The 21,948-nt window shown below is 48.7% G+C and carries 16 protein-coding genes; 11 read left to right on the forward strand and 5 right to left on the reverse strand.

All coding sequences use genetic code 11. From position 1 onward, the window contains the following. Window positions 1-58: 58 nt before the first annotated feature. On the reverse strand, window positions 59-700 hold the full coding sequence (locus tag LQV63_RS11300) for a TetR/AcrR family transcriptional regulator (protein ID WP_019423955.1): 642 nt from the start codon (window positions 698-700) through the stop codon (window positions 59-61). A gap of 210 nt (window positions 701-910) precedes the next feature. On the opposite strand from LQV63_RS11300, the gene LQV63_RS11305 reads away from it, so the two are divergent. The 3 genes from LQV63_RS11305 (at window position 911) to LQV63_RS11315 (ending at window position 6,071) form a co-directional block, all read left to right on the forward strand. Further along, window positions 911-3,571, forward strand: coding sequence for a phosphoenolpyruvate synthase (locus LQV63_RS11305; protein ID WP_233696793.1), 2,661 nt, complete (start codon window positions 911-913; stop codon window positions 3,569-3,571). A 107-nt stretch (window positions 3,572-3,678) separates the two neighbouring features. Continuing rightward, window positions 3,679-5,133 (forward strand): aminotransferase-like domain-containing protein, encoded by a 1,455-nt coding sequence (locus LQV63_RS11310; protein WP_233696794.1) that lies wholly within the window; start codon window positions 3,679-3,681, stop codon window positions 5,131-5,133. An 8-nt stretch (window positions 5,134-5,141) separates the two neighbouring features. Beyond that, window positions 5,142-6,071, forward strand: a complete 930-nt coding sequence (locus LQV63_RS11315) for a D-alanine--D-alanine ligase (RefSeq protein WP_233696916.1) — start codon at window positions 5,142-5,144, stop codon at window positions 6,069-6,071. A 34-nt stretch (window positions 6,072-6,105) separates the two neighbouring features. Here the strand turns inward: LQV63_RS11315 and LQV63_RS11320 are convergent, their stop codons facing one another. Beyond that, a complete protein-coding gene (locus tag LQV63_RS11320) occupies window positions 6,106-10,653 on the reverse strand; it encodes a S8 family serine peptidase (RefSeq protein WP_233696795.1) in 4,548 nt (1,515 codons plus the stop codon). Window positions 10,654-11,496: 843 nt separating this feature from the next. Here LQV63_RS11320 and LQV63_RS11325 point away from each other — a divergent pair. Together LQV63_RS11325 and LQV63_RS11330 are read left to right on the forward strand one after the other, a co-directional pair. Continuing rightward, window positions 11,497-12,282 (forward strand): GNAT family N-acetyltransferase, encoded by a 786-nt coding sequence (locus LQV63_RS11325; protein WP_233696796.1) that lies wholly within the window; start codon window positions 11,497-11,499, stop codon window positions 12,280-12,282. A gap of 138 nt (window positions 12,283-12,420) precedes the next feature. Further along, the gene (locus tag LQV63_RS11330; RefSeq protein WP_233696797.1) at window positions 12,421-12,579 is read left to right on the forward strand and encodes a hypothetical protein; all 159 of its coding nucleotides are present in this window, start codon (window positions 12,421-12,423) and stop codon (window positions 12,577-12,579) included. 143 nt (window positions 12,580-12,722) lie between these two features. On the opposite strand, the gene LQV63_RS11335 is transcribed toward LQV63_RS11330, so the two are convergent. Continuing rightward, complete coding sequence (locus tag LQV63_RS11335; RefSeq protein ID WP_019423963.1) at window positions 12,723-13,532, reverse strand: DUF2935 domain-containing protein; 810 nt, start codon at window positions 13,530-13,532, stop codon at window positions 12,723-12,725. 230 nt (window positions 13,533-13,762) lie between these two features. Here LQV63_RS11335 and LQV63_RS11340 point away from each other — a divergent pair, with 230 nt between their 5' ends. Further along, window positions 13,763-14,173 carry a DivIVA domain-containing protein gene (locus LQV63_RS11340; protein ID WP_019423964.1) on the forward strand — a complete coding sequence of 137 codons (411 nt, stop codon included), beginning with the start codon at window positions 13,763-13,765 and terminating at the stop codon, window positions 14,171-14,173. Between the two features lie 132 nt (window positions 14,174-14,305). Beyond that, the gene (locus tag LQV63_RS11345) at window positions 14,306-14,515 is read left to right on the forward strand and encodes a hypothetical protein (RefSeq protein ID WP_019423965.1); all 210 of its coding nucleotides are present in this window, start codon (window positions 14,306-14,308) and stop codon (window positions 14,513-14,515) included. 59 nt (window positions 14,516-14,574) lie between these two features. On the opposite strand, the gene pdxR is transcribed toward LQV63_RS11345, so the two are convergent. After that, window positions 14,575-16,020: a MocR-like pyridoxine biosynthesis transcription factor PdxR gene (pdxR, locus tag LQV63_RS11350; RefSeq protein WP_233696798.1), complete on the reverse strand. Its 1,446-nt coding sequence runs from the start codon at window positions 16,018-16,020 to the stop codon at window positions 14,575-14,577. A gap of 259 nt (window positions 16,021-16,279) precedes the next feature. Here pdxR and LQV63_RS11355 point away from each other — a divergent pair, with 259 nt between their 5' ends. Both LQV63_RS11355 and LQV63_RS11360 read left to right on the forward strand, forming a co-directional pair. Then, on the forward strand, window positions 16,280-17,215 hold the full coding sequence (locus tag LQV63_RS11355; RefSeq protein WP_233696799.1) for a TetR/AcrR family transcriptional regulator: 936 nt from the start codon (window positions 16,280-16,282) through the stop codon (window positions 17,213-17,215). Then, window positions 17,215-17,442 carry a serine hydrolase domain-containing protein gene (locus LQV63_RS11360; protein WP_233696800.1) on the forward strand — a complete coding sequence of 76 codons (228 nt, stop codon included), beginning with the start codon at window positions 17,215-17,217 and terminating at the stop codon, window positions 17,440-17,442. The genes LQV63_RS11355 and LQV63_RS11360 overlap by 1 nt, the downstream gene beginning before the upstream one ends. Window positions 17,443-17,812: 370 nt before the next feature. Here LQV63_RS11360 and LQV63_RS11365 read toward each other — a convergent pair whose 3' ends face one another. Continuing rightward, window positions 17,813-18,199: a helix-turn-helix domain-containing protein gene (locus LQV63_RS11365; RefSeq protein WP_233696801.1), complete on the reverse strand. Its 387-nt coding sequence runs from the start codon at window positions 18,197-18,199 to the stop codon at window positions 17,813-17,815. Window positions 18,200-18,483: 284 nt separating this feature from the next. Between LQV63_RS11365 and LQV63_RS11370 the strand changes: the two genes are divergently transcribed. Then, the gene (locus LQV63_RS11370) at window positions 18,484-18,660 is read left to right on the forward strand and encodes a hypothetical protein (protein WP_233696802.1); all 177 of its coding nucleotides are present in this window, start codon (window positions 18,484-18,486) and stop codon (window positions 18,658-18,660) included. A gap of 27 nt (window positions 18,661-18,687) precedes the next feature. Beyond that, a complete protein-coding gene (locus tag LQV63_RS11375) occupies window positions 18,688-21,453 on the forward strand; it encodes an S-layer homology domain-containing protein (RefSeq protein WP_233696803.1) in 2,766 nt (921 codons plus the stop codon). The last annotated feature ends 495 nt before the right edge of the window (window positions 21,454-21,948 follow it).

The raw sequence follows: 21,948 nt of genomic DNA on the forward strand, positions 1-21,948 counted from the left end.
CGTCTATAGTCTATGAGACCAGTTGCAAGGATAGTTTACTACAGTTAGCGGCCCGTTGCTATCTTGAATCGGTACCATGCCGATTGGCGCGAGTCAAGCGCTCTTCCTCCGGGCGCGTAAATTGATATGCGTATTCATAAATCGATTCCAATTGTTTCGCCATATATTCGGGAGAATGGGGGGTATCTTGCTCCAGCCAGTTTACCAATACTCCCAGATGGGCGAACAGAACGTAGTGGGTCACAATCTCTTTGTTAATACCGTTCATGGCGCGAGGCGTCAGCTTCAACTCTTCAAAGGCTTGGCTGAATTGCTTGAATAACATGTCCATGAAGCGGTTCTGAAAATACGTTCTGGCGTTGTCCCCGAACATGGTTTTGTAAAAATCGCTATGATGCTGAAAATGGGAAAACAACCTGATAACTTGCTGTTCCGGGTAGGTACGGGCAATATTCCCCCGTTCATTTTCGGTTGGCCCAACCGTTTTGGCGAGCTCTTCCAGCATGTCATCTACGCTTCGTTCGAATAAATCGTATTTGTCTTGATAGTGCAAATAGAATGTCCCCCGGTTAATGTCCGCTCGTTCGGCAATGTCCTGCACCGTAATTGCCCCGAACTCTTTTTCGTTCATCAATTCGATAAGCGCGAGTTTTATTTTCCTTTTCGTTCTTTTGACCCGCCGATCCGCCGTATTGGACATTGAGCATCACCTTCTCATTTACGAATAATTTACATTTAATCAACAATTCGGCTCCCTTTGTACGGTAATGAACAGAAGACAGCAAACTGCGTATTGAACAAATAACAGCTCTTGGTAAAATTATAAACATCCAATTGGATGATTATCAACAATACATTCATTAACTAGTATTTGTGGCTATTTTAACCTATTGCTAAGGAGTTGAAGCCGTTGTTGCCTTATGTCATGTATTTGGAGAAAGTGAATCGGTCCCATTTGCAAATCGTAGGGGGAAAAGGTTCCAATCTGGGTGAACTGCTGCAAGCAGGATTTTCCGTTCCGCCTGGATTCTGCGTAGCTACTTCCGCCTATGACGCGGTTGTGGGACAATCGGCTCGGATGGAATCCTTCTATGAAGAGCTCGACCGCTTGAACGTTCAGGATATGGAAGAGATACGGCGCGTAAGCCGGCGGATGCAGCAGCACATCATCGGTCTGGCTATCCCGAATGACTTGATCGAAGACATTCTAGGCGCATGGAGAGAATTGGGCGACCATAACGTGTATGCCGTTCGTTCCAGTGCGACGGCAGAGGATTTGCCGACAGCCTCCTTTGCCGGGCAGCAGGATACTTTCCTGAATGTAAAAGGGGAACGGCAGCTGTTCGATGCCATTCGGCGATGCTGGTCATCTCTATTCTCCGAACGAGCCCTTGCATACCGGATGAAGAACGGATTTGATCATCGTTCTGTCCGGCTTGCCGTCATCATCCAGCACTTAATCGTGCCTGACGTGTCAGGGGTGATGTTCACGGCCGATCCGATTACAGGGAACCGCAGCATGATCTCCATTGATGCGAGCTTCGGGCTGGGTGAAGCGCTCGTATCGGGTCTGGTCAATCCCGACTTGTATCAAGTCAGACAAGGCGTCATCGTCAAGAGACAGGTATCGTGCAAGAAGGAGGCTGTGTTTCCGCTAGCCGAGGGAGGCACGGTTATCGAACGGCTTCCCGAACAGAAGCAGAAGCAGCAGGCGCTGTCCGACGAAGAGATTGTGGAGCTTGCCCGACTGGGAGAGCAGATTCAAGCTCATTATGGATCGGAGCAAGATATTGAATGGTGCCTGTCCGGCGGACAATTCTTCATCGTTCAGGCCAGGCCGATTACTTCAATCTTTCCGATACCTAACGCGCCGAACGACGGGCTGCATATTTATTTCTCATTCGGCCACCTGCAGATGATGACGGATGTGATGTCACCTGCTGGCATTTCGATCTGGAAGATACCGACTGAACGTGCTTCCGTCGGGGACGAACGCGTGGAATCGTTGGTAGAAGCGGGAGGGAGACTGTTCGTCGATATTACGAATTCACTACAATCCAACTTGGCCCGCAAGGTGATGCTGCGGATAATCGACAAGATGGACGCCTTGATAGGCAGTGCGGCGAGACAAATCCTGGACCGCTTCCCAATTAAGGAAGGGCCTGTCCCAGATGCGGATCCAATGGCGGAGATCATTCCCCCGCTTGCGACGCAAGTGCTGAAGGACATGTTGGAGGGGGATGGCCAGGCCGCTTACGCGGAGGTTGAGGAAAATGCGGAGCGCCGCGTGGAGATGTGCCGGCAGCGTTTGAACGAATGCGGCGGAGCCGAAAAAATTACGTTTATTCAGCAAAATTGCCAGTCTTTATTTGAGAGTTTGATGCGCGATGACTTTCACTATATGATGGCGTCCGTGGTCGCGCAGCATCTGCTCGAACTGCTTGCGAAATGGTGGACATTCGATGGTGGCGAACTCATCACGCTGAACAAATCACTGCCATTCAATGTCACGGGCGAGATGGGGCTGGAACTGGGGGACTTGGCGGATAGGGCCCGTGCCTACCCGGAGCTGGCGGCGTATTTGAGGAACGCGGCTGAGGATGGATTTATGGAGGGGCTGGATACGGTTTCCGGAGGCTCGGAATTCAAATCGGCTTTCGAGAAGTGGCTCGAACGATACGGCGCCCGTTGCCCGGGCGAGATCGACATCGTCAGAACGCGTTGGTCGGAACGGCCTTATATGCTTATCTCATCGATCGTGGGTCATCTGGACAGCGTCAATCAGGGAGAGCACCGCGAGCGATTCCGGCAAGGGGAACTGGAAGCCGATGCGGCAGCCAGACGTATTCTATCGCAAGTCCGCAGCATGGAAGATGGAGCGTTCAAGGAGCGGATCGTGTCCCGGCTGATTACCGTCTATCGCAGCTTCATGGGCTTGCGGGAGCATCACAAATTCGTGCTGGTTCGTCATTTTGAGCTCTATAGACGAGCGGTGATAGAGTTAGGCGATGATTTGGCGGCAAGGGGCGTTCTTCGCGAACGGAACGATATTTTTTTCTTAACCTTGCCTGAAATGAAAGATGTCATAACCGGCACATTCGAGCAAGACGTTCAGTTGCTGATCGCTGCCCGCAAGGATAGCTTTAAGCACTATCAGCGGCTGCGGCCGCCGCGAGTTATAACGAGCGAAGGGGAGATTATCGAGGGTAGACTGGACGGCGGCGATGCTCCGGAAGGCTCTTTAATTGGAATTCCGGTCTCTCCCGGCATCGTCGAGGGCAGAGCTAGAGTCGTGATCGATCCGAGCACGGCTGCGCTTAAGGAAGGCGAGATTCTGGTAGCGCCGTTTACTGATCCAGGCTGGACACCGCTGTTCCAGCAAGCGAAGGGGCTCGTCACAGAGATCGGTGGCATGATGACGCATGGCGCGGTTATCGCCCGCGAGTACGGCATGCCTGCCGTCGTCGGGATCGAGCATGCGACGACGCTCATCCGAGACGGCGCGTTGATTCGATTGGACGGCACCAAAGGACATGTGCTTGTGCTGCAAGAAGCGCATAGTATGGCCTAATCACCTCATTAATATACGCAGGAACCGCGATTTGCCTGAAAAAGGCATGGCGCGGTTCTTTTTTTATGAGCTGAAATGTGCCAATATAGTCGTGAGGGGATGAGTGAATGTTCAACGATTTCAAGCTCATGGATGGGCGCCCTGCTTACGTTCAGGTTAAGGACTATATAAAGGAATTGATATATAAAGGAATTTTGCGCTCCGATCAGAAGCTCCCTTCGACCCGCGAGTTCGCCGCGCTGTGGAAGCTGAGCCGCAATACGGTGATTACGGCGTATCGGGAGCTGGAGGACGAAGGACTCGTCCATTCCGTCGCCGGCAAAGGCAGCTATGTATCGCAAGAGGTCGTGCCTGCTGCAGACAGCGCGCGGTTGGAATGGAAGGAAATGATCGGAGACTGCGCCCGTACGGCCGAGAAGCTAGATCTCATGAAGCACGGTGTCCGTTGGGAGAAGGGGATGATTTCCTTCACGAGCATTGCTCCGGATGAGAAGCTGTTCGACCTGCACAATGTGAAGCGAGCATTTCTGGATCGGATGTCGCTTGAGGGCGAGATTTTATTGAACTATGGTTATGCGAAAGGCTATAAGCCGTTAATCGATTATTTGCTGCGGTATATGGAGACGAAGGGCGTGGATTTGGCCGGGAAAGATCTTCTTGTGACGAACGGGTTTACAGAAGGATTCGACCTCGTCTTGTCCGCCATGCGTAAGACCCATCGGCGAGTTCTCTGTGAGAATCCGACCCATAATACCGCCATCAAGCTGTTCAAGATGCACGGCATGGATATCGAGGGTATTAGCATGGAAGATGACGGCGTCCGGTTAGGGGAACTGGAACAAGCTTTGGCGGAGCATGCATTCGACCTGGCTTATCTTATTCCGTCTTACCACAACCCGACAGGCATTGTCATGTCCCCAGAGAAGCGGATGGAAGCGCTGCGTCTATTCGGGGAATATCGCATCCCGATCATTGAGGACGGCTTCAATGAGGAGCTGCGTTATTCTGGTTCGCACGTCGCGCCGCTCATTGCCTGCGGCGGCAGCGGCAACAACGTCGTCTATATCGGCAGCTATTCGAAGGTGCTGTTCCCGGGTATACGCGTAGGCTGGGTGCTGGCGGATCGGGAGCTCATCGATTATTTGGAAAGCATGAAGCGGGCGCGGAGCATTCATACATCTACATTGGATCAAGCGGTGCTGTATCAGTACCTGCACAACGGGAATTTCGAGAAGTACATCAAGCGAGCCAGAAATGCATACAAGCGCAAGTACGAACTGGCCGTTCAATGGTGCAAGGAGCACATTCCATATACAAGGTTGAGCGGCGACGGAGGATTGCATCTATTTATTGAATTGAATGATTCCTTGTCGGCGCGCGGTGTGCTCGATGCGTGTGTGCGTCGGGGCGTGGTTTTCACGCCAGGGGATATTTTTCATACTGATGGTTTTGGTTCCAATACGTTCAGACTCGGCTTCTCGCGTGTATCTGAGGAAGAGTTAGAAAAAGGCATTGCAACGATAGGCGAGACGGTAAGGCAGCTTATGCGGGAGGGTTTTTGATGAAAGCAATGAAAGTCGGCGTTATCATGGGAGGAATCTCATCTGAACGGCAAGTGTCGCTTATGACAGGGAAGGAAATCATGGCTCATCTGGGTGAGAAATACGAAGCTGTACCGATAGAACTGAACTCGAAAGAAGAGCTGGTCGAAAAAGTCAAGGCGATCGATATCGCCGTGCTGGCGCTGCACGGCAAATACGGCGAGGATGGAACGGTCCAAGGGACGCTGGAGACGCTCGGCATTCCTTATACTGGTGGGGGCGTCTTAGCCAGCAGCTTGTGCATGGATAAGGAGTTGTCGAAGAAAATCATCCGCTTCGAGGGTATTGCGACGCCGGACTGGATGCTGATTACGTCGCTTGATGAGCTGGACACCGCGGAAGTCGGCAACCGGCTCGGCTACCCGGTCGTCGTGAAGCCGAATACGGGCGGATCCAGCATCGGCGTTCAGATTGTCGAACGTGCGGATAGTCTGCGTCAAGCGGTGGCGGATGCGCTGCAGTGGGACAGGGAAGTGCTGCTGGAGCAATATATTGGCGGCGACGAAATTACGTGTGCCGTACTGAACGGAACGATGCTGCCAATCGTGTCTATCCGGGCCAATGCGCATTTCTTCGATTATTCGTCCAAGTATGATGACGGCGGGGCGGCAGAGGAAGTCGTCGAACTGCCTGAGTCATACGATAATCAGGTTCGTGAAGCAGCCCTCCGAATTTATAAAGCGATGAAGTGCAGCGTATATGCCCGTATCGATATGATGATCAAAGATGGAATTCCCTATGTGCTGGAAGTGAACACACTGCCGGGATTGACGAAGAACAGCTTGCTGCCGAAGAGCGCCCAAGCTGCGGGCATTTCTTACAGCCAGTTGCTGGATGAAATCATTACGCACTCGTTGCGGGAAAGAGCACAAGAAGAAGCAGGTCTCCTCGGGCGATAACGCCTGGAGATCTGCTTCTTGTGTTAAGCCGATCTTATTTTAGATTCATGACGCGGTAAAGAACGAGTGCCGCTTGCGCCCGCGTGGACGTGCCCGCTGGCTCGAACTTGTTGCCGGTGGTTCCTTTAATCAAGCCTTTGCTTACGGCGAAGACAACAGCCGCTTTGGCGTCCTTCGAGATGAGCGCTTCATCTTTGAAGGCGAGTGACGCGCCGAACTTCGACAGGTCCGCCTGCAGCGCTTGGACTAGCATGACGACCATGTTCTCGCGAGTTAACGGATCGCGGGCGCCCGGTTCTTTAATCCGGTCTTCCCATGTCTTGCCGGTGTCCGTCAAACGATCGAGCAAGGTAGCGAATTCCGCCTGCGTTACAATATCGTTCGGCTTGAACGTATCCATGCCGTCTTTGCCGCGCAGCAGCTCGTGCGCCGCGATGACTTCAATCTCGTCCTTGGCCCAATGGGCGGTGATATCGTTGAACGATTTTGCGTGCTCTGCAATCGTATACGTGCCGAATTGCGTTACTTTGAAGGTAACGGCCTTCTCATCTTTTGCTTTCGTCCCGGCCTGCTCATATTGCCAAGCGTCTTGCGCATCTTGGGCGTATGCGGCGGCCTTGCGAATATCCTGCAATGCTGCGGTGTCGAGCTTCAAAGTAATCTCCAATGCGGTATCTTTCATTTCCTTAGGCCCATGAATGGTCAGCTTTGGAGCTGTAAAGGTTGTCTTGCCCTGATCCTTGCTGAACCCTTTTTCCTTATGGTCAGCCAAGGATAGCACCAACTCGAATCCATTGTTTCCGATAAGTCCGGTAATGGCCTTGTTCGGAATGGCGATGTCAAAATCAGCTGCGGTCAGCAGCAAGTCTTTGCCGGAATCGAGCAGCGCTTGAGCAGCAGACTTCTCGATCGTGAGGCTCACTTCACCGAATTTCTTCATCTGCACATCGCTGAGATCGAGTCGCGCTTGCTTGGCGTCCTTGTCCTGCAGTTGTGCTTTCAATGCTGCGGCATCGATCTTGAGAACCGCGTTCACCGTATCGCCCTTCTTCGTTTCGGTCAACGTTCCCGCCTTCAGTTTGCTGCCCGCTGCTGGAACTGCGGCAGTGAAGGCAGTGCTTCCCGAAGAAGACGTTGAAGGGGCGGTATCAGGCTTCGGATTCGGAACGGTCGGTTTCACTATCTTAATGGTTGGAGAAAGGACTGCGCCTATCGGGATAAGCCCGTTCTTCTCGTTGTGCAGCTTCGTGTTCCCAAGCTTAAAGGTGTAGGTTCCTTCCTGAGTGCCCGAGAAGGTAAAGGTTGCAATATCCCCGGCTCCCTCATAAGCGCCGCCGGTCAGACTGACGGTGTAATCCAATTTCTTCATGCCATTATCCAAGTCGCTTGTTTCTTGCTGGATGATTAGCGGCACATCAGGATGGTGCACTTGCTGATAAGTAGCCAACACAACGCTTGGCTCTATTTTTGATAGAGTCAGATTGCGGTCATAGGTCAGGCTGAACGAAGCCGAGTAGACAGCTTCCGGAACGGAGAAGTTGACCTTGACATCAAACGGTTCTCCTGTCAGCACTTCTGATTTGTCGCTTCCGGCGTACACCTTATCCTTGTTGTCAAACACGACGTGGTGTGCAGGGGCAAGCACCCCGTTTAAGGCTGCGTCATAAACATAAATATCCAAGTTGTTCATGCCCGGATTCAAAGGCATGGAAATCGTAAACGTCCCGTCATTATTAACGGTGCCGTGTTTCTGCTGCCCACTGCTTTGATGAATTGCCACTACAAAAATATTGTTGCCTACAGGCTCATTAGGGAGCAAATCAATTAGCAAATCCTTCGTCACTTTCCCCGATATAATGCCCTGCCCTGGATTTACCTCATCGATTCGAACAGGATCCTCATCCATTACGGACTCAGGCGCTTGCCGATCGATGATGAACCATGATTTCTGTTTTTCCAGCTCGTTCCCTCCAATGACAGGAACAAGATCATATTTTCCGTCCGACAGCGTGACGGATTGGCCGTCTTTTTTTACGGTTCCATTCCAATTCTGAATGCCATATATATCTGGATCGTGTATGTTACCGTAATTCTTGCTGACATAAACGTCTCCCATGTAATGGCCATATACGCTGTCGGTTACCGAAATCGTGAAATCTTCGATTGACCTCGTCACGGCAAAGGTCATTTTAGTCGTTTTTCGGGTGGATTCTCCATTCGGAGAGAAGAACTTTGGATTAGGCGTAATATTTGTAATCGTATCGATTTCATATTTATCCCCGACATACAGGCTGACTGGAAGCCGAAGCACATGTCCTTGCGCCTCCGTTAAGATGATGAAGCCTTCATAGCGTCCATCGGGAACATCTGCCGGCACCATCGCGTTAACGTCAAACGTGTTTTCTCCGTTCGGAGACACTGAGATAGTGTCGGTGTCGGCACTTAGTTCAATTCCTTTATCGGTTCCACTCCATAGGATGGAGATGCTGTAAGTTTGATCTTCGTTAGCGATATCCTTGACTTTAATGCTCTTAGAATATTGGTTGTCTGCTCCGACCAAGCCGAAAGATACGCTTCCCGTTTCGTACTCGGACTCTTGCTTATTTTCTGTGGCTGTCGTTGTTGCCTTGGCCATTGCAATCGATTTTGCAGAGAGGATGTTGTTCAAGTCAACCCGGCCTGCGCCCTGCTCCATTATCAAATAGGGAGCTTTATCGCGATCATACATTGGCACGGCATTATTCATCATCAGCGACTTGAGTTCGTTCGTTCTAATTCGATGATGATATTTCTCGAGCAGCAAGGCGGAGACGCCTGCGATATGAGGAGCGGCCATGCTGGTGCCTTGCGAATCTTTGTAAGCATTTTTATAGTTGCCGTCCCAAGCCGGAACGGAGGAGCGGATGGCGACCCCCGGAGCGGAGATGTCTGGTTTTATTGTATAATCGGGGTAAACAGGGCCGCGGGAGCTAAAGTCAGCCAACAGATCCTGCTCTTCAATCGTAGAGAAAGCGACAGTAGTTACTCCGCGTTCAATATTGCCCTTGAGCGTTAAGCCGGCAGCTTTAGAGAGTGAGTAGGTAGGGATATACTCGTCGAGGTCTCCGAGTGTCGCCTTGAGTTCCCCATCTACATTGTTGAAAATAATGAGTGCGGCTGCGCCAGCCTTCGCCGCGTTGACCGCTTTGTCTCCGAAAGACAGGCCAACCTCTTCGTCTCCGACAAGAATGGTACCGCCGCGCGAAACAAGCACTAGCTTGCCGGCAACGTCTTTGCCCTTATAGTCCTCTGGTTTTCCGTAATTGGCATATACCATCTCGAACGATTTGCCTTGTTCGGTTATTTCTTTGGCGTGCTCGGCCAAATGTGCATAGACCCGTTGCAACCCAGGAGCATCGAACACAGGGGTAATCGTTGGAGGCGTGGACGCGCCGACGGATATCGGAAGATGCGCTCCTCCGGGACTGCCGACGGTGCCGGTCTTCGGACCTGCGTTGCCATTCGCCAAGACGACGGTCACGCCGGAGGCCACCGCGTTGTTGACCGCGACCGAATCGGCCGTGTACGCATTGTTGAAGTTTCCGCCAAGCGACAGATTGATGACATCCAAATTTTTCCCTACTGCTGTATCTATCGCTGCCGTAATGTTCTCGGTCGAGCCTTTGCCGTACGGCCCGAGCACGCGGTACACGTACAAGTCCGCGCCGGGAGCAACACCCTTGACCCAGCCGGTTGGACTGTTCGGGTCATTCGGATTGCCGCGTCCGGCGATCGTTCCGGATACGTGCGTGCCATGCGTAGTGTGGTATTCCGTCCCGTCCTCCAAAGGCAGCTTCGTCGAATCCGGCAAGGTTTCCATCGGAGTGGGGTCGTTGTCGACGAAATCCCAGCCTTCTATATACGCACCTTTCAAGCTCGGATGATTCATATCGATGCCTGTATCCAGCACACCGACTTTAATTCCTCGGCCCGTAACGCCGATATCCCAGAGCTTGTTTGCGCCAATATGCGGCGCGCTGTCATCCATAAGCGGTCCGAACGGCAGTTCATCGCTGATTGGAAGCGCCGTGTATTCCAAGTTCGGATAGATGGCTTTGACACCGGGGATTTCTGCCAACCGCTCTACTTCATTTGCGGGAATGCGCACCGAATATCCATTGAATGCTATCGTGTATTCGTGGTTGAATTCAACGTTCAGGTTTCTAATGGCTTGCATTTTAAAGGCGGTATGTTCCAAACGGATTTTTTTCTCGTGATTGCCAGAGAACGGCACAATGCTGTTTTTTGCATTTGCCTCATGCAAGGCTACGGGGTCCGTTTCCAATTCAACGATTACCGTCACGGGTTCATCGCTGTCGGATTGCGCGACAAAAATGTCGGCCTTGGAATGAAGCAAGGAAGGTGTGGAGAGAGAATGGATCGGGAGCTGTGGCGAAAGCGTGGATTTTACCTTCGGCGTCACTTGCTCCAGAGGAGGAGTCTCCTGTGCGTAGGTCATTGACGGGGCCGGGAACAGCATCCCGGCAACCATGGCGATGCTAATGAGTCCGGCTAATTTTTTACGTATCGTGTGGGTTCTCAAGCTGTAGCCTCCCTTCGGATATTTAGGCTGTGCTCTATCAACGGTCTAAAATATGTAAACCCTGCACCCTCCTTTGCAAAATACTAGATTCCATATGTTACCATGGATTCATAGTCATCATTTTAATACACTGTCTGACCTTATCCATGAGGATTTTGTCCTAATGTTGATGAGTAGATTTATGGTGAAAAGTGATGAATTACATAAAAATTTGTCTAATATTATCGTTAGCCTTGAACTTTTCTCGTGACTTACGATTTATTGCAATCATCAAATTCTTTTATGAAATTAGATATTGCGCTATAACGAGATTCTGTATAAAACATATAATTTTAACTTGAATCTTCCGAATCAAGATTGCAGCGCTCATCCGCCAATCTTCTTTTCATGAAGAGATAGTGCAGGCTGGAAAATGTACAGTCAAATGGCTCATTTCAACTGGATAATCACATTCCGCTGGAAAACTTCCAATCAAATCTCGCTTTTATCTCACACTCCAGCTGTTTATATGGATTCTGCTGTACCATTTCCAATGAAATGGCCCGTTTGAGGTCTCTAACCACCCAATCATTGGATGAAATCCAATGGATGACGAGCGGACCCCCTTCAAAATGAATATCCACCCGGAGATGTAATAGGTCGAGATCGCGCAACTCCAAAAGGAGACAAGACAAGTCTTGTCACGATGAAATCAATCAAGGCGAATCACTAGGAGGCTTGGCCGACTCCTCCTTTGTCTCACCACCTTTTCATTTGATTGACATTGACGCAGCGGAAGACTATATATTTTAATTGATTACATATGTAGTGAAGCAACAACAGACATCGAAGGGGACCGGAAGCATGATACGCAAATTAACGCCAGCAGAGATGAAAGCACTATTAAGTTCAATAAATAGGGAACAGCATTTTCTATACTATTCATACCTAACATCCCGCAAGCAGAATGCGGTGCACTACGGGCAGTTTACAGACCGAGGCGATTTTCTTGGAGCATTGGCTTATTTAAGGGGACTTCCGTTTGATGCCTTTTCCGTATATCCCGTGCAGGATTCATTTCGCATCCGTCCATTGTTATCGTTCATGAAGCAGGAACTGCAGTTGCCGGACCATACGGTAGGCAACTTTATTATTAATCAGGAGGAAATGGCGCTCCTCGCTTCACAGCTCGAATTCCTCAAGCCGCCCAAAGAACTGCTTCTAATGAAGCATGTCCATCAGGAGGCGTTGCCGCCAGAGGACGAGTACGTCGTCCCTTTGGGACCGTCCCATTTTGACCAGATTGAGTCGAAAATGGCCGAACTGCAGACGATGGCCTTTACGAGAGAAGAACTGAGGCATCCGTTCTATGGCGTGTTGGAACAACGGGATCTGATCGCGGTAGGAGGCTATCATATTTACAATGATGATTATGTAGAGCTAGGGAATATTGGAACGGACGTCTCATGGAGAAGGCAAGGCTTCGGCAAAAGGGTATGTGCGGAGCTGACACGCAAGGGGAGAGAGGTTGCACCGCATGTTTATTTGAATGTAATGGAGGATAATGAAGGCGCGGTTCGTCTATATGAATCGCTCGGTTACGAACCCGTTTGCAAACAGTACATTGCTGAATTCACTGTTGGCAGCTGAGCTCTTTCTCGGGCCACTACGCGTAATAACCATTTCAGTTACCGGGCGTCATACGAGATGCATAATAACAATCCTTGTTATACATACTATAACTTGACACTCAATTAGACATCTTTACATGAATGGAGCGATCTGAAAATGGACAATTCTCACGATAAAGCTACAAAAGCGGAAGTGCAGTCGACCAAGCTCAATAAAATGCCGGTTGTTAACAATGAAGACACCGAATTTGCCTCTGACATGGCAGATACTCAACGTCAGGAAGCCAATCGCTCAACAGAGGCTGAAGAAAAATAGTATATCTTATGGAAGATAAGAAAGCTTGGCTAATGCCAGGCTTTTTCTAATTCCATTGGGTGGATAGGCACTCATAGATCCATTCCTTTTAGATGAAATTATAGTTGAAGCAATAATGTAACAAAGCCTTCATTCTATACAATTCAGCTTCCCACTCGGGGTGTTGTCGGATCACATAGCGGGTCCGGAACGGCCCCGGACTGGGCTAGTTTAATTAAGTAATAGCACTCTTCTCGTGCCATATGATCAGGGATGAGTGGACTGATGATATCAAGTGTTTCCGAGTTCAATCCCATCTCCTCCAGCTCCAACAGAAATTTCGTGAACAATTTGATTTCCAGGTTCACATCCGAATGGAACCGCCGCAGCGCCGGAAATAATTTCAACTGCGTGCGCATGTATCCGACCATTTCCACCGCCTTCAAATAAAAGTCATTAAAGTGCCTTTCGAACTCTGTGCTCTTCTCGATCAGCCGTTTCTCGACGGCATCCAAATCCGACGCAAGGGCAGCTGCATGCCCCGCTGCATCTGAGAGCCATACCAAATCGTAATGAAGCGAATCGAATTGGGGAACAGCATGGCCGGACAGGAGAGCGTTTAAAATAAGCACATATTCATCGAGCTCATTCACCATGTGATTGAAAAAAGTCGGTGGCAGATGAACCGCGACTTGACTCAGCAGCAGCTTTCGCTGCAAGTCCAGCTTGAAGGAACGCAGTTGCAAAGTAAGGGGATAAGCTTGCTTCGCAATATTGTCGAGACTTGCTTCTGCGGCCTGTTTTTTTGACTGTTCCAGCAGTGTATCGAAGCTTCGAATGAAATATTGGGCCGTCTGGATATCCTTCGTTTCTCGGGGTGATAGCGCATTGAAGATGAACCGCGCATGGTCACCCAAGATTTGAAGCCAGAACCGATGCTCGAACAAGGCAGATGAAATGCGATTGTCACTCATGATTAGCTTCCCCTCTCGTCATATCCATGGTCTTGAAAAAACATGAAATAATAACGTTGCATAACACAACGTATTCGGTAATATAAGAATATATGCGGGGGACAACTGTCCTTGCTGGATTGAATTTGCGACGTAAGACCACTTGAAAACTGTTTACAAGACTGATAGTGTGATAAATTAGAGTGTGTAGTGATTTAGCGTATGTGCATGTTGGAATGGAGGAACGGATAATGGAAGAGAATATAGAACGCCAATTTGAGGAACAGAAGAAGTTGTTTAAACAGCTGGACGTTGAGTTGGATGCGTTGACGATTCATCAGAAGGATTTTGCAACTAAATTCCGTGGATATGATCCTGATGAAGTGGATACGTTTTTGGACACAGTAATTAAGGATTACGGGCAATTTTTTGTCATTATAAATGATTTATTGAACCAATATGAAAAAGTGCAGCATCAAGCACGTGCCAATTATGAAGCGCTCCAGCATAAAAAGGTGGAGGAGGTTGAATTCAACCCTCCCGCAGAGAAGCGGCCGGAAATTGACAAGAAATTTATCGAAGACGTTGTGAAACAGCTAGAGCATAACATAGATGAGCTGAAATATCGGATTCAGGTCGGATTCGATAGCGAGCGAGATTAACCTAACCGCATATATTATACGGTCCAATTGGATGGGCAGGCTAAGAGGAAAATGGCAGGTCACGGATTCAGTACATTCCGTTATACTTAAAACAATGATTTGCTCATCATAATGAAATGTTAGGTGAATCGTATGAATGCATCCGTATTGATCCTCGTTGCTTGCGCGGTCATTCTCGTTGCTGTCATCGCCACAATCGTTGTCGGCAATTCGAAAGAGAACCGGGAAGGCAACCCTACGTACGACCAGAAGACGAAAAATATATTCGTCCGGCTGTCCGTCTACTACACAATAGCCGGCCTCATATGTCTAGCGCTGTTCTTGGCGCTCGTCTTCAATTAATATCGCAATGAGAACCGCCGTTACGAAATAGTAACGGCGGTTCTTTGTCGTAATATTATTTATGGATGCTCTGTCAAAGATCGGAGGGCCGAAGCAAATCTAGCAATGCCACGTTCGATATCCTCGGCATACGGCCTAGCAAAATTCATGCGGGCATAGCCTGTCGCGGAACCAAATACACAGCCGGGAACGAAGGCAACTCCTCGCTTCATTGCTTCATCTCGCAGTTTGGCCTCGCTGACAGGGCTGTTCAGCTTCATCCAGAGATGAAATCCGCCCTGTGGAAGATGAAAGTCAACTGCTCCGGGCAGTTCCCGATGAAGCGCACGCACCATTAAATCCCGCTTCAGCTGCAGCACGTCCCGAACTTTGTCTACATGCTTCCAGAAATAGTCCGAATCGATGAAGTGGGCTGCGATCTTCTGCGGTACAATGCTATGTCCATAATCCATCTGCTGTCTCGCATCAGATAGCCGATCTACGATGGACTGCGGTGCAACCAGCCAGCCGATGCGCAGTCCGGAAGCGGCCACCTTGGACATCGTGCCGATATAGATGACAATTCCGCTCCCATCCATTGATTTCAACGATGCCGGAGGAAGGGTTCCGAAGCTGTTCAGTCCAAAAGCATCGTCCTCCACAATTGGAATGCCGAACCGCTCCGCGAGTGATAGCAAAGTGACGCGTCTTGAATGTTCGAGCACCGTTCCGGTCGGATTGTGATGATTCGGATTTACAAAAATCATCTTCAATCGGTGCTTGCGGTCCAAATCTGCAATCGCCTCAGGAATGACACCGTGATCATCTACGGGTAGACCGAACACCTTCAGACCGGCGGAACGGAATATAGGCAGCGAATAGCAATAAGAAGGATCTTCAATGGCAATTGAGTCACCGGGACTTAAGAGACATTGCGTGATTAAGTATAACGATTGTTGGGAACCGGAAGTGATAAGAACGGAAGACGGGGTTGCCTGAATGCCCCGAGACCGACTCAAGTGTGAGGCGACAATCTCACGCAGCGGTCCGTAGCCGTATGGATCGCAGTAACCCAAATAATCATCGAACGAATGGTCGCGCAGGATCGCCCGAATCTCTTCCTGCGGCAGCATATCTGCACCCATTTCTCCACTGGCAACGTCGATAATCGCGTCAGAGCGCCGCAGTTCATCACGTATTCGACGAATGAACGGCGGACTCGGCGGCAGCATTCCTCCATCAATATACTCCCTCCAGTTCGGTGTGCGCTTGGCATCGATGTTCCACGAGTTCGAGCGGACACGCGTTCCGCTGCCTCGGACTCGCTCGATGAGACCGGCTGCCCGCAACTCATCGTATGCTTGCACAACTGTACTGCGGTTCACATCCAATTGCTCGGCCAGCTTCCTTTCCGAAGGCAACATGCTGTCTGGAGGCAGCTCGCCGTATGTGATTCGTTGTTCAATCCACTCCACGATTTGGCGATAGAGCGGTACATCACTATGACGGTTCAAATTCCACATCATAACACGCCCCGCTTCAGGTTAGATTTGACAGTTGCTATGTACGCATCACATTATAGCAAGCAGACTTGGCAGATTATTGCTGCAAATCCGTCATTTCTGTGACAACGATCACACTGAAAACAACCAAAATCAACTGCATTTTGGCTTTTCGAACGAAGAAGCTTGCAAATTCATGAGAGATCGATTATGGTAATGACAGTATTTAGTACTTATTAGTCAATGAAAGAACTCCACAGTTCTAAGGGCGGTGTATGACAACGTGGAAGAAATATTATCCGAGAAGAAGAAACATATATTATTGTCGGCCATGAAGCTGTTTGCAACGAAAGGGTACGTCCAGACTACGATGCAGGAGGTAGCCCAATTTTGCAAAATGTCAAAAGGGAGCGTATATCAGCATTACACTTCAAAGGAAGAATTGCTGTTCAGCATTTTCAAATATTACTTTAAGCTAATCAATGACCAATTACAACTTGTTATGCGTGAGCAGAGCCTGTCTCCGCGCGAACGATTGGTGAAACAGATCGAAGTGATTTTCACCTTGTCGCAACAATATCCGGAGTTCCTAACGATGCAGATGAGGGAGAACGCCAGCTTTTCCAATAAAGACATTGAGCAGTTCATCGAAAAGGCAAACGCGGCACATCTTCAGATGTTCACGGATAATATCAATAGTATTTATGGCGAATCATTTGCTCCTTACTCGCTCGAAATGGCACTGCTTCTGAGCAGTATGATTTCGACATACAACAGCATCATGCTATTGGAGAAAGTATCGTTATCGATCGAAATGCTGAGTGACTACATTGTACGGATGGTGGACTACGCCGCTGAAGGATTAATTCAGGAACGGCCTGAGCCGCTGCTCAGTCAGGAGGTGTGGCCGCGCATGGAGCTTATAGCTTCCAGCGAGCACAGCAAATCGATTCATCCACTCGTCCTCGTCAAGCAAGTACGGGAGCAACTTACACGCTTGACACTCCCTGCCAAGTCGATGCAGGATGCATTGGACTCCGTCGCTATCTTAGAAAAAGAACTGATGGAAGTGCAGCCGCGCAGAGTCATCCTGCTCGGCATGATTGCCAACTTACGGGGAATCGAAGAGATCGGAGAGGAGCTGAACGGCATGGCGAAGGCGTTGGCGCAATCTCTGGAGCATATGAGCATCACTCCGATTTCAGGAGGAGAAGCATAATGAGACAAGCACTGGATTCTCACATACAACAGGCGGTTGCACAAAAGCAATTTGGCGGTTCCGTCCTCGTGGCGAAGGAGGGGGAGATCATGCTTCGGTGCGGCTATGGGATGGCAAATATAGAGCTAGAGGTGCCCAATACGCCGGAGATGAAGTTCCGCATCGGTTCCATTACGAAGCCATTTACCGCAACAGCGATTATGCAATACGCAGCGGGCACAAGATGATCTTCCATCATGGAGGAATCAATGGATTTACTTCATCTCTAATAAGAATCCCGGATGTCAAGGTTACTGTTATCGTACTGGGCAACATCATCTCGATGGCAACCTCCAAGCTTGCCAATGAATGTGCAGCTATGGTGACGAGTTGACCGGAAAAGAAAAAAATCAGACGCTATGTCTGATCAGCCTGTTGAGTTATGGAATTCCGCGCTCAGATTAAACCTGCGGAAACCGGAATGACCTTCATGAAGGTTGATCAGGCTGGTGTTTACAGGCTTTTTGTCAACATCATGACTCCGGAAGGCGATTTGGCTCAAAGCGCTTCTTAGATTTGATTTAAAGATTAAGTGCTGGCATATTTGCCGGCACTTTTTCATTCGTAACGCAGACCATTTGAAAGATCGTCTAGACCGTCCCAGTCCAAAACGATTATTTTTTTCTTTTCTTTTTTGAGTATGCCTGCAGCGGATAGCTTCTGAATCACGCGGTTCAAATAGCGGGAAGTAGTACCGATTAGAGAAGCGATTTCATGACAATTCGACAAGAGAATTTCTTTCCCGAAAGCGATGGGTTGTTGTGACGTTATTAAATAACCTGCAAATCGTTCCTCAACAGATGCCAATAAGTTAATACGTGAAGCAGTCGTACAAGTTTGAAGCTTATAGGAGAGCTGCTTGTTCCGTGTTCCTACACTCGATGATACTTTTGTTATACCTTCTGCTTGAAAATATAAACCGTCCAGCGCATCTCCTTCTCTCAAAATGATTTCTTTACGTTCATAGATCCGATGTTGAATGGGATAGTATCTGATCGGGAAAATATTTCATCTATTTTAAGTCGTGATAAATAACGTTGACCGATAGCTTGATCTTGTGAGGTCTTCATCGTCTTCATCTTTTTCGGACATATGTCCTTTTAATCATACAGGAAGCTGTTATGATTAGTAAAAGGAAGGTGGACAATGATGATGACTCGGTCTAAAATAGCATTTTTTCACTCTCGGCGTGTGGGAACGCCGGGGGTTATTCTTTTGGAGGATTATCATTGACCATGGAAAGTGATTATATGATGAATAATTTGGTGGAAGTGAAATCGAAACGCCTTTTAACCGATGAAACTATTATGAGAAATAATAGAAAAAAGAGAGGGAACCAGATTGAAAAACAGGGACAGGCAATCGGCTTACCGTCGGGAATCCGGAAGGCAGAACATTGGGATTGAAAAGAGAATTTATAGTGGAGGGCGACAATGAAACGATTGATGGCAGCGCTGCTAAGCCTTATGTTAATCCTCACGTCTCATTCAGGTTTAGTGCAAGCCAAGGGGAATGACATAAGTGCCGTTAGCGAACAGGAATATACACGTATCGGCGAGGATTTCGACATTCTTGATGGGAATATACTTCTAGCAAAAAAAGACGGAACCGTATGGTATTGGGATATCTTCGGTTATCCTCTTCATGCTTCCGATCCATTCTATAAAGCCAGGCTGATGCAAATTCCGGGCTTACAGGATGTGAAACAGTTCTCGTTCGAGGGCAAGGACGGGGAAAGTCGATTTATGACGAACTACGCTGCGCTAAAAAAAGACGGAACCGTATGGTATTGGGATTCTAGGAACAACACCTATCTTATAGATAGCTCTAGGACTACTCCGAAGCCTATCAAAGATTTGAATCACGTAACTTCACTCGTCGCCGATTATTCCAGTAACTACCAAAAATTTAAGACCTTGTATGTATTAAAATCAGACGGTTCGGTTTGGTGTTGGGTAGGTCGATTAGGAAAAGCTTCGTCGACGGCTCAATACAAGCTGCTTGATGATGTCGTATCCATAAAATCTGCGGACAGACACGTATACGCGGTTAAAAAAGACGGTTCGGTATGGCAATGGGAGGCATACATGTACTGGCCGCAAAACCAATTTAATAACGAAGGTCCAAAGCAGATCAAAGGGCTTGTAGATATCGTCAACATAGAGATGGGCGGTTTGACAAACTATGCCTATAAGAAAGATGGCACGGTCTGGTCTTGGCCAATGTATGAACCCGAAAGTATACCAATCCGATTACATAAAGCAACAGGCGTGCGAGGTATTGTTCAATTTAGCTCACAGCCGACAGATTCGAATATCGATACTACTTATGCTTTGCGAAAGGACGATAAGCTCTGGTCAATAGACAACGGTAAAGTGTTCCCCGGGCTTACGGATATCGCTTCCGTACACCATAAGGACAAGGGTAGACATATGGGGAAATATATATTTAAAAATTATGTATTGAAAAAGGATCAGACCTTGTGGGCGTGGGAAGATAGTGTTTCTGCCTTGCCGAAGCTTGTTGTGTTCACGAAAGAATCGGCATCTGGCAATCGCTCTGGAAAAGGAAACCAATCAACTGACGATTATTCAGGGACAGCAGACAAACCAACTGGCGATCATTCTGGGACAGTAAACAAATCGACGGGTGATCGTCCTGAGACAAAAACTCAACCTGTGATACGGACTTCACCGGAAGTCAGCCTTTATCCGTTTATCACGATGCTGCAGCCTGGCGGACAACAGTCCATTGCCGCAAACAATGTGCTTCCCGGAACCAAAATAACGTATACCATTGACGATCCGAGTATAGGAACTGTAACGAATGTGAATGGCATACCGGTCATAACAGCGAATAAATCCGGACAAACCATTGTACGGGCCACGACAACCAGAGCCGGTTTTCCGGATGAGACGACTTACTTATTGTTGTATGTCGTGGACGGCAGCATGGTGTCCGATACGTATTTCAATGCCGTCCGGTCTATTCCTGACGCTGACAAGCAGAATTCGGTTATCGTGGAAGGTCTGACGCAAGCAGGAGAGCTTGTGATCACAGCCGCAAGCAGCGAGAAGCCGACTCCTGTTAACGGTCAGCTTGTCATAACGCCCGAGTTGATTGACCGACTAGCAGGCAATGCGTCAAAGGCGAAGTCAGCGGTAAAGCAGGCGCTGTCAGAAAATAAGATTGTTCCTGCGAGAGAGCTGAGCGTGAATGCGGAAATATTGTCTTTGCCTGCACAGAATGAATATAGATACAAGCTGGATAAGAATGGATTAGTCGGCCGGAAGGATATTGACTATATTACCGTTTATGCAGGGGATGCGAAACTCGTATTCAATGTTGCGACCGCAGAGCGCCTGTTCCATTCGCAATCGGTTATCGTCATTCATCTGGTGAAAGAGAATAACGCCGGATATCGCATACAATTTTTAGATGAACAAGGGCAGGAGCTTTCAGGTGTATCAAGCAACATCCAGCTCATTTTGCCTGCGAATGATGCAGACGCAGTACATAGCAGTATGTTCTATGTTAATGGGAAAATAAAACAGCCGATCGGCGGGAAGTACAATCCGTCCAAAAACGGCATGGAAGCGGAAATCAACCGATCCGGAACGTATCTCGTGGACGATAATTCGAAATCATTCCCTGATATTGACGACCGAGATCCAGAATTAAAGCAAGCGGTACAATTTCTAGGCTCCAAAGGAATCGTTACCGGAAAAGACAAAGGCAATTTTGAGCCCGATTCCCTGCTCACCCGTGCAGAGTTCACGGCCATGCTGGTCAGAGCGTTTAACGTTATGGATGAAACGGCGAAGGAAAGCTTTTCGGACGTGCATCCGCCGCAATGGCATCATCCATTTGTCGCTTCTTCCGAAAAAAATCATATCGTCGAAGGTTATCCTGACGGCACATTTAAGCCGGATCGTACGATATCCCGGGAAGAAATGACCGCCATCGGCGCAAGATTCCTGCATGAGAGGAAGCATTATTATTACCCTTCGAATCCGGAGGATTACCTAAACCAATTCGTAGACAAAGAAACGATATCCAAGTGGGCCAAGCCAACGATGTCCTTGGCGGTGAAGCAGCGCTTGATCGATGTTCCCGCTGATAAGCGGATTAAAGCCCGCGAGGCCGTTACGCGCGGGGAAGCTGCCCGAATGCTGTACCGGCTTTATTTACAGCTTTGACCATCCAGGCCCGAAAAACAGCTTGCAGCGATCGCTTCCCGGTAACCGCTGGAGGAGCGATCGCCAAGTTCTGCCGTAAGCGAATGATACCGTCTCAACAAGGTTGAGAACAGGCTGTCGAGAAAGTCTCTCGACAGTCTTTTTTTAATCAAATAATTTAATATATCACCGCGGTAATGCAATATAATATCGGTAATAATAGACCGAAAGGAGCGGTGTTAGCATGTTGTATTCTCTTCAACCTAACCCTCAGTTAGACTACGAGTTGGTTTGCCTTGAACATATGGTGCCTGAAGATCATCTACTTCGCCATATCGCTAAGCATAGCGGAAACATAATGTTCAGGTGGTCGAACGTTCCCCGCAGGAGTGCATCGACGAGTTGGAACAAGCAATTGAAGAAGATCGGCGAACTCTTGGAAAAAGCCGCTAAAAGTCCGGGAGGAGGTGGCGGTGACAAAAGAAAATTAAGGTCAGCACGACGGATCCGGAGAGC

The organism is Paenibacillus profundus (assembly GCF_021369635.1).
Taxonomy (GTDB): domain Bacteria; phylum Bacillota; class Bacilli; order Paenibacillales; family Paenibacillaceae; genus Paenibacillus_B; species Paenibacillus_B profundus.

Excerpts from the sequence above, each read along its gene's own strand:
- LQV63_RS11340 (WP_019423964.1), top strand. The coding sequence starts at position 13,763 with ATGGAAGAGAATATAGAACGCCAATTTGAGGAACAGAAGAAGTTGTTT.
- LQV63_RS11360 (WP_233696800.1), top strand. The coding sequence starts at position 17,215 with ATGAGACAAGCACTGGATTCTCACATACAACAGGCGGTTGCACAAAAG.
- LQV63_RS11330 (WP_233696797.1), top strand. The coding sequence starts at position 12,421 with ATGGACAATTCTCACGATAAAGCTACAAAAGCGGAAGTGCAGTCGACC.
- LQV63_RS11375 (WP_233696803.1), top strand. The coding sequence starts at position 18,688 with ATGAAACGATTGATGGCAGCGCTGCTAAGCCTTATGTTAATCCTCACG.
- pdxR (WP_233696798.1), bottom strand. The coding sequence starts at position 16,020 with ATGATGTGGAATTTGAACCGTCATAGTGATGTACCGCTCTATCGCCAA.
- LQV63_RS11300 (WP_019423955.1), bottom strand. The coding sequence starts at position 700 with ATGTCCAATACGGCGGATCGGCGGGTCAAAAGAACGAAAAGGAAAATA.
- LQV63_RS11345 (WP_019423965.1), top strand. The coding sequence starts at position 14,306 with ATGAATGCATCCGTATTGATCCTCGTTGCTTGCGCGGTCATTCTCGTT.
- LQV63_RS11325 (WP_233696796.1), top strand. The coding sequence starts at position 11,497 with ATGATACGCAAATTAACGCCAGCAGAGATGAAAGCACTATTAAGTTCA.
- LQV63_RS11310 (WP_233696794.1), top strand. The coding sequence starts at position 3,679 with ATGTTCAACGATTTCAAGCTCATGGATGGGCGCCCTGCTTACGTTCAG.
- LQV63_RS11335 (WP_019423963.1), bottom strand. The coding sequence starts at position 13,532 with ATGAGTGACAATCGCATTTCATCTGCCTTGTTCGAGCATCGGTTCTGG.
- LQV63_RS11315 (WP_233696916.1), top strand. The coding sequence starts at position 5,142 with ATGAAAGTCGGCGTTATCATGGGAGGAATCTCATCTGAACGGCAAGTG.